A 7,552-nucleotide genomic window follows, 5' to 3' on the forward strand; every position below is an offset into this window, starting at 1 on the left:
CCCATGAGCGATATCCAGTGGAGCGATGGCGCTCCCATTTACCGCCAGCTGAAGGATCGCGTGATTGCGATGATGCTGGACGGAATCCTGAAGCCGGGCGATGCCCTGCCCTCGGTACGCCAGGTGGCGGCCGAGTACCAATTGAACCCGATCACCGTCTCGCGCGCCTACCAGGAGTTGGCCGACGAGAACCTGGTCGAGAAGCGCCGTGGCCTTGGTATGTTCATGACCGAGGAGGCCGCACAGAAACTGCGCGGCAACGAGCGCGATCGTTTTCTCAATGACGAATGGCCGGCCGTGCTGGAGCGCATCCAGCGCCTGGGCCTGACCATGAAAGATTTGCTGCCACCGGGGACCAACCTATGAACGCCGCCGTCGAAGCCGTCGTTTCCGCCAAGGGCCTGCGCAAGGCTTACAAGCAGAAGCCAGCGCTGGACAACACTAGTTTCACCATTGAACCGGGCCGCATCGTCGGTCTGATCGGCCCCAACGGTGCCGGCAAGACCACGGCGCTCAAGGCCGTACTCGGCCTGACCTCGTTTGACGGCGACCTGAAGGTGCTGGGCATGGACCCGCGCACCCAGCGCGACGATCTGATGAACGATGTCTGCTTCATTGCCGACGTAGCCGTGCTGCCGCGCTGGTTGCGGGTCAAGGAAGCCATCGATTTCGTCGCCGGCGTACATCCGCGTTTTGACCGCGCCCGCTGCGAGCGCTTCCTCGCCAATACCAAGCTCAATCCGAAGCAGCGCGTGCGAGAGATGTCCAAGGGCATGGTCGTGCAGCTGCACCTGGCGCTGGTGATGGCGATCGACGCCAGGATCCTGGTGTTGGATGAACCCACCCTGGGCCTGGACATCATGTACCGCAAGGAGTTCTACCAGCGCCTGCTGGAGGATTACTTCGACGAGCAGAAGACCATCATCATCACCACCCACCAGGTGGAAGAAGTCGAGCACATCCTTACCGACGTGCTGTTCATCCGCGATGGCAGGATCGTGCTGTCGTCGGACATGGAAGCCCTGGCCGGTCGCTACACCGAGCTGCTGGCTTCGGCCGACGCCCTGCAGGCAGCCCGGGCCTTGGCTCCTATCGAAGAACGCGCACTGCCGTTCGGCAAAACCGTGCTGCTGTTCGACGGCGTTGACCGCAACCAACTCGCCGCCATGGGCGAAATCCGCACCCCCGGCCTGGCCGACCTGTTCGTGGCCACCATGAAGGGAACCTACGCATGAACGCCGCTCATCACATCTCCCCGCTCGGCAAGTTCAAATGGCTGCTCAAGCGTGAGTACTGGGAAAACCGGGGCGGCTTCGTCTGGGCCCAGGTCATCACCGGTGGCATCGCCATCCTGTTCGCCGCCATTGGCGCCGTGATTGGCGTGTTCGCCGCACGCAGCTCGGATGGCATCAACCATTCCGGCGAGATCAGCGAATACCTGAAGGTCATGGGCGCGTTCGGCGATGGCCTGCTGCTGGCAGGCATCTTCCTGGCCTCGCTGATACTTGCCTTCGTCGTGTTCTTCTACGCATTGGGCAGCCTTTATGACGACCGCCGCGACCGCAGCGTACTGTTCTGGAAGTCGCTGCCGGTATCCGACACCCAGACCGTGCTGTCCAAGGCATTGTGGGCGCTGGTGCTGGCACCGCTGATCGCAATGGCGATCGGCCTGGCTGTCGGCCTGGTGTTGTGGGTGGTTGCCATGTTGGGTGCGGCCGGTGCCGGCGCCACCAGCCCCTGGGCAATCGCCACCCACTCGCATCCGTTCCGCATCCTTGGCCTGGTCCTGAGCACCTTGCCGATCAGCCTGCTCTGGGCACTGCCTACCGTTGGCTGGTTGATGTTCTGCTCGGCGCTGGTACGTACCAAGCCGTTCCTGTGGGCAGTGCTGCTGCCGCTGCTGGCCTGCACCATGATCAGCATCCTCGGCGCCATGCCGGGCGTGAAGCTGCCACTGGGCTGGATCTGGTACACCGTCGCCTACCGCGGCTTGCTGAGCGTGTTCCCGTCATCCTGGCTGCCGCGTGGCCTGACCGACACCAACATCAGCGGCGAAGACCTGCAGACCCCGGCCGACCTGGTGCAGTGGCTGCTGCAGCACCACAGCCTCAGTCAGGTATTGTCGAACCCGGATATCTGGATCGGCGCCGTGGTCGGTATCGTTCTGATCGTCGCCGCCATCTACCTGCGCCGCCGTCGCGACGACATCTGAGTTCCGATCAGGAGAATGTTCATGCACAAGACGTTTGTATTGGCCGCATTGCTGGCTGCGCCGGGCGCAGCCATCGCCAGCCAGCCCTGCGCGTTTACCGCACCGCAGTCGCTGAACCTGGACCTGGGCAGCAGCAAGACCGTGATGTTCGAGGTGAACAGCCATGACCTGCGCCTGCAGGCCAGCCCAGGAGCGAGAGCGGCCATCAGCGGACGTGGCTGCGCTTCCAGCCAGGAACTGCTGGACCAGCTCTCGCTGAGCCAGCGCAAGGTTGGCGACAAGCTGGTGGTGACGCTGGAACGCCGGAACCAGGGGCTGAACATCAACATGGGCAACACCTACGCCTACCTGGACCTGACCGGCAGCCTGCCGGACGACATCCTGGTACAGCTCAAGGTCGGTTCCGGTGATGCCTCTCTGGTCGGCGCCAAGAGCATGAGCGCCGACGTGGGTTCTGGCGATGTCAGTGCGCGTGACATCAAGGGCCTGGCAACGGCGGCAGTGGGCTCAGGCGATGTCGAGTTCCACAACATCGGCTCGCTTCACGTGCTTTCGGTGGGCTCCGGCGACGCCAAGATCGACGGCGTCCGCGGCGACGCCCGGGTTGGCACTGTCGGTTCCGGCGACGTCGAGCTGCGCGGTGTACAGGGTGCCGTAAGCATCGAAAGCATCGGCTCCGGTGACGTCGACATTCGCGATAGCCGCGGCGCCGTGCAGTTGGGCTCACTGGGTTCGGGCGACCTCGACGTCCGTGGCGCCGCCAGCCTCAAGGTGGATAGCCTCGGCAGCGGCTCAGTGAACCACTCCGACATCACCGGCAGCATCGACCTGCCGAAAAAACGCTAATTCCTTCTTATCGCAACGGAACGCAGACCATGAAGATCCTCAACGCACCCCTGCTTGCTCTTGCATTGGCCATCCCGCTGGCCGCCTGTGGTGAAAAGCCGGCAACCAACGCACCGGCGACCGACAGCACCATTGGTGCCAAGGTCCGCGAAGCGACCGACAAGGCCCGCAAGGAAATGGCAGAGGGAAACATCAGCATCGGTTCCGACGGTGCAAAGGTGGAAGTCACCCCGACCGGCGACCTGCTGATCAATGGCGCCTCCATCCCGCTCAATGACAGCCAGCGCGTGATTACACAGCGCTACCGCACGCAGGTGATCGGCATCGCCGAGGCTGGCATCGACATCGGTGTGCAGGGGGCCAACCTCGGTGCGCAGGCTGCGGGCGAAGCGATCAAGGGCATCTTCTCTGGCAACTCCGAGCAGATCGAAGCACGCATCAATGCCGAAGCGGACAAGATCAAGGCCAGCGCCGCCAAGATCTGCGACCAGCTGCCAGCGTTGATGGTCACCCAGCAGCAACTGGCTGCGGCGGTGCCGGAGTTCAAGCCGTACGCAAAGATGGACCAGGGTGATATCGACGATTGCCGCAATGGCAACGGCAATGTCCAGATTCCCTGATCGGGGGGCCTGACCTGCCCTCTGGCGGGGGCGTTAGAATGACCGCCCCCGTCGTTGTTGCCCCGCTGCCATGAACAAACTGTTGTTGCTGATCCTCATTGCCTTCGCCACCCTCGCGACCGGCTGTGACCGTGAGAAGTACGCCGAGCACCGCAGCGAGCGCAGCAAGCCCAAGACCGAAGTCACCCTGGAGCGCATCGCCATCCGCCGCGCGCCCTACCCCAACCTGGACATCCTGCCGGACGGCCGCCTGCGCGTGGATGACATCGTCATCCCCTTGAATGCCGAGCAGCAGGCAATGCTGCAGACCAGCTACGTCAAGCTGCAGATCCTGCGCCAGAACACCTTGGTGGACGCCGATCCGGCAGCGGCGCTGGAGCGCACACTGCCACTGCAGCTCCCGGAAGGCCAATCGCCGTTCCCGCCGGACCTGGCCAAGCACATTCCCGAGTTCGAGAAGTACGACGAAGCCCTGGCCAACCTGCGCGCCGTGCGCTGACCGTAGTGCCGACCCATGGTCGGCAGAGGCTTTACCGGCAATGTCAATGTAGTGCCGAGCCATGCTCGGCAGAGGCCTGCCCAACAACCTCTCCCGTAGGGGCGGCGTAAACCGCGACGCCAACAGCCCCCGCAGGGCCGAAAGCCAACCCCTCCCCAGCCCTCCCCTTCGCTACGCGAAAGGGAGGGGGCAAGCCCATCAATGGTCGTGGATGCCGCCCAGGGTCAGCGCCGCCGGGTCCAGCAGGCGCTTCAGCTCGGCCTCGGACAAACCACTGTCCTCCAGCGCCACCTCCAGCACCGGCCGCTGCTCCTTGTAGGCGCGCTTGGCAATCGCCGCGGCCTTCTCGTAGCCGATGATCGGGTTCAACGCCGTCACCAGGATGGGATTGCGGGCCAAGGCCTCACGCACCCGTTCCTGCTTGACCACCAGACCCACGAACACCTTGTCGGCCAGCAGCGTCATCACGTTGGACAGCAGCTGGATCGAATCCAGCAGGTTGGCCGCGATCAGCGGCAGCGCCACGTTCAACTGGAAGTTGCCGGTCTGCCCGGCCACGGTGATCGCGGCGTGGTGGCCAATCACCTGCGCAGCCACCATCACGGTTGCCTCCGGAATCACCGGATTGACCTTGCCCGGCATGATCGAGCTGCCTGGCTGCAACGCCGGCAGTTCCAGCTCGCCCAAGCCAGCCAGCGGGCCGGAGTTCATCCAGCGCAGGTCATTGGCGATCTTGATCAGGGCCACCGCCAGCGCATTGAGCTGGCCAGACAACTCCACCGCGTCGTCCTGCGCTGCCAGCCCTTCAAACTTGTTGGCCGCACTCTCGAACTTGACCCCGGTGCTGACCGACAGCGCCCGCGCTACCTTGCCACCAAAACGCGGATCGGCGTTGATGCCGGTGCCAATCGCGGTGCCGCCCAGCGGCAAGCGGCGCAGGCGCTTCAAGGCATCCTCGATGCGTCCTTCGGCCGAGGCCAGCTGTGCCGACCAGGCACCGAACTCCTGGGCGAAGGTCAGCGGCATCGCGTCCATCAGGTGGGTGCGGCCGGTCTTGACGATCTTGCCCAGCGTGCGCGCGCGCTTGTCGATGGTCTTGCGCAGGTGTTTGAGCGCTGGCAACAGCGACTCCACCACTTCGAGCTGGGCCGAGACGCGGATGGCGGTTGGGATCACGTCATTGGAGCTCTGCCCCAGATTGACGTGATCGTTGGGATGCACCGCGGTCTTGCCGGCCTTGCCGCCGTGGTTGGCCAGCGTGGCGATGACCTCGTTGGCGTTCATGTTCGACGAGGTGCCGGAGCCGGTCTGGTAGACATCGATCGGGAACTGGCTGTCATGCGCGCCGATCGCCACTTCGGTGGCCGCCGACTGGATCGCCTTGCCAACGCCCTTGGGCAGCAGCCCCAGGCCGGTGTTGACCTCGGCCGCGGCGCCCTTGATCAGGCCCAGCGCCCGGATGAAGGCGCGCGGCATGCGCTGCCCGGAAATCGGGAAATTCTCGACCGCACGCTGGGTCTGCGCGCCCCACAGTGCCTCGGCGGGCACCTGCAGTTCGCCCATGCTGTCGTGTTCGGTCCGGAAACCACTTTTGGAACCCTTGCTCATCATCTACTCCGCACTTCTTCATTGGGGGGAAAGGAAGCTGCGGCTGGCAATGGGCAGGCTTCCCTGGCTGGCGGCTGCGCACACCATACCCGTCATGGGCGGCAATGGCACCTGCAGCGGGCGGGATTCAATGGCCCGCCAGCGGCGGTTGCCCCGGCAGCGTAGAATATGCGCCCCCGCCACTGCCCAACCGCCTGCCGCCATGACGGATACGTCCCGCCAAGAAGCCGCCCTGCTCGCCCTGTCCCCGCTTGATGGCCGTTATGCCGGCAAGGTCGACGCCCTGCGTCCGATCTTCTCCGAGTACGGCCTGATCAAGGCCCGCGTCAAAGTCGAGGTCGAATGGCTGCTGGCGCTGGCTGCCGAGCCGGGCATCACCGAGCTGGCCGATTTCTCGGCGGCCGGCAAGACCAAGCTGCGCGCGCTGGCCGATGGCTTCTCGGTCGAGAACGCTGCCCGCGTCAAGGAGATCGAGCGCACCACCAACCACGACGTCAAGGCCGTGGAGTACTTCATCAAGGAACAGCTCAAGGACGACGCCGAGCTGGCACCGGCCTTGGAGTTCGTGCATTTCGCCTGCACCAGCGAGGACATCAACAACCTGTCCTACGGCCTGATGCTGGCTGAAGCCCGCGACAAGGTGATTCTGCCCGGTTACAGCGGCATCGCCGCCTCGCTGCGCCAGTTGGCCCACGCCCAGGCCGACCAGCCGATGCTGTCGCGCACCCACGGCCAGACCGCCTCGCCAACCACCCTGGGCAAGGAGCTGGCCAACGTCGTCGCCCGCCTGGAACGGCAGATCCGCCAGATCGGCGCGGTCGAGCTGACCGGCAAGATCAACGGCGCCGTCGGCAACTACAACGCCCATGTCGTGTCCTACCCGAACATCGACTGGCCGGCCTTCGCCGAGCGTTTCGTCACCTCGCTGGGCTTGGTGTTCAACCCCTACACCACCCAGATCGAGCCGCACGACAACGTCGCCGAGATCGGCGATGCCGCACGCCGCGCCAACACCATCCTGATCGACCTGGCCCGCGACATCTGGGGCTATATCTCGCTGGGCTACTTCAAGCAGAAGCTCAAGGAGGGCGAAGTCGGCTCCTCGACCATGCCGCACAAGGTCAACCCGATCGACTTCGAAAATGCCGAAGGCAACTTCGGTATCGGCAATGCCTTGTTCGAGCACTTCAGCGCCAAGCTGCCGATCAGCCGCTGGCAGCGCGACCTGACCGACTCCACCGTACTGCGCGCCGTCGGCACCGCCTTCGGTCACAGCCAGGTGGGCCTGGAATCGCTGGCCAAGGGCTTGGGCAAGCTGACCGTGAACCCGGAACGCCTGGACGCCGATCTGGACGCTGCCTGGGAAGTGCTGGCCGAAGCCGTACAGACGGTGATGCGCCGCCACGGCCTGCCGAATCCTTATGAACAGCTCAAGGCGCTGACCCGCGGTCACGGCATCACTGCCGATTCGATGCGCGAGTTCATCGAGACCCTGGAACTGCCGGCCGAGGCCAAGCAGCGCCTGCGCGAGCTGACCCCGGGCGGCTATGCGGGCCTGGCTGCTGAGTTGGCCAAGGCGATCTGAGCAGCAGAAATGCTGAGTGCTTAAAGCCCTTCTCCCGTTCACGGGAGAAGGGTTGGGATGAGGGGAAGCTTTTAGATGTAGTGGCGCGGCCAACGGGGGGGAACAGGTTCCCGGTAAACCCCCAAGCCCCGCAGGGGGGGGCCGGAGGGGGGGAGGTTTTTTAGGGATTTTTTTAAGAAAAA

At 64.4% G+C, this 7,552-nt stretch carries 8 protein-coding genes; 7 read left to right on the forward strand and 1 reads right to left on the reverse strand.

The window, feature by feature from the left end:
• Positions 1–3 precede the first annotated feature (3 nt).
• From ACVOLV_RS15495 to ACVOLV_RS15520, 6 genes are all read left to right on the forward strand, one after another.
• Positions 4–366, forward strand: coding sequence for a GntR family transcriptional regulator (locus tag ACVOLV_RS15495; protein ID WP_303746637.1), 363 nt, complete (start codon positions 4–6; stop codon positions 364–366).
• On the forward strand, positions 363–1,235 hold the full coding sequence (locus tag ACVOLV_RS15500) for an ABC transporter ATP-binding protein (protein WP_481555165.1): 873 nt from the start codon (positions 363–365) through the stop codon (positions 1,233–1,235). The genes ACVOLV_RS15495 and ACVOLV_RS15500 overlap by 4 nt, the downstream gene beginning before the upstream one ends.
• Complete coding sequence (locus ACVOLV_RS15505; protein ID WP_481555166.1) at positions 1,232–2,212, forward strand: ABC transporter permease; 981 nt, start codon at positions 1,232–1,234, stop codon at positions 2,210–2,212. The genes ACVOLV_RS15500 and ACVOLV_RS15505 overlap by 4 nt, the downstream gene beginning before the upstream one ends.
• Positions 2,213–2,233: 21 nt before the next feature.
• On the forward strand, positions 2,234–3,058 hold the full coding sequence (locus ACVOLV_RS15510) for a DUF4097 family beta strand repeat-containing protein (protein WP_481555167.1): 825 nt from the start codon (positions 2,234–2,236) through the stop codon (positions 3,056–3,058).
• A gap of 29 nt (positions 3,059–3,087) precedes the next feature.
• Positions 3,088–3,678, forward strand: coding sequence for a DUF2884 family protein (locus ACVOLV_RS15515; protein ID WP_481555168.1), 591 nt, complete (start codon positions 3,088–3,090; stop codon positions 3,676–3,678).
• A 70-nt stretch (positions 3,679–3,748) separates the two neighbouring features.
• Positions 3,749–4,177 carry a hypothetical protein gene (locus ACVOLV_RS15520; RefSeq protein WP_481555169.1) on the forward strand — a complete coding sequence of 143 codons (429 nt, stop codon included), beginning with the start codon at positions 3,749–3,751 and terminating at the stop codon, positions 4,175–4,177.
• Positions 4,178–4,375: 198 nt separating this feature from the next.
• Here the strand turns inward: ACVOLV_RS15520 and ACVOLV_RS15525 are convergent, their stop codons facing one another.
• Positions 4,376–5,785: a class II fumarate hydratase gene (locus tag ACVOLV_RS15525; protein WP_481555170.1), complete on the reverse strand. Its 1,410-nt coding sequence runs from the start codon at positions 5,783–5,785 to the stop codon at positions 4,376–4,378.
• Positions 5,786–5,987: 202 nt separating this feature from the next.
• On the opposite strand from ACVOLV_RS15525, the gene purB reads away from it, so the two are divergent.
• Positions 5,988–7,370 (forward strand): adenylosuccinate lyase, encoded by a 1,383-nt coding sequence (gene purB / locus ACVOLV_RS15530; RefSeq protein WP_481555171.1) that lies wholly within the window; start codon positions 5,988–5,990, stop codon positions 7,368–7,370.
• The last annotated feature ends 182 nt before the right edge of the window (positions 7,371–7,552 follow it).

The sequence above is a fragment of the Stenotrophomonas sp. STEN023 genome (assembly GCF_056760135.1).

Bases quoted from the DNA above. Each gene is read 5' to 3' on its own strand.
- ACVOLV_RS15505 (WP_481555166.1), top strand. From the start codon at position 1,232: ATGAACGCCGCTCATCACATCTCCCCGCTCGGCAAGTTCAAATGGCTG.
- purB (WP_481555171.1), top strand. From the start codon at position 5,988: ATGACGGATACGTCCCGCCAAGAAGCCGCCCTGCTCGCCCTGTCCCCG.
- ACVOLV_RS15520 (WP_481555169.1), top strand. From the start codon at position 3,749: ATGAACAAACTGTTGTTGCTGATCCTCATTGCCTTCGCCACCCTCGCG.
- ACVOLV_RS15495 (WP_303746637.1), top strand. From the start codon at position 4: ATGAGCGATATCCAGTGGAGCGATGGCGCTCCCATTTACCGCCAGCTG.
- ACVOLV_RS15510 (WP_481555167.1), top strand. From the start codon at position 2,234: ATGCACAAGACGTTTGTATTGGCCGCATTGCTGGCTGCGCCGGGCGCA.
- ACVOLV_RS15525 (WP_481555170.1), bottom strand. From the start codon at position 5,785: ATGAGCAAGGGTTCCAAAAGTGGTTTCCGGACCGAACACGACAGCATG.
- ACVOLV_RS15500 (WP_481555165.1), top strand. From the start codon at position 363: ATGAACGCCGCCGTCGAAGCCGTCGTTTCCGCCAAGGGCCTGCGCAAG.
- ACVOLV_RS15515 (WP_481555168.1), top strand. From the start codon at position 3,088: ATGAAGATCCTCAACGCACCCCTGCTTGCTCTTGCATTGGCCATCCCG.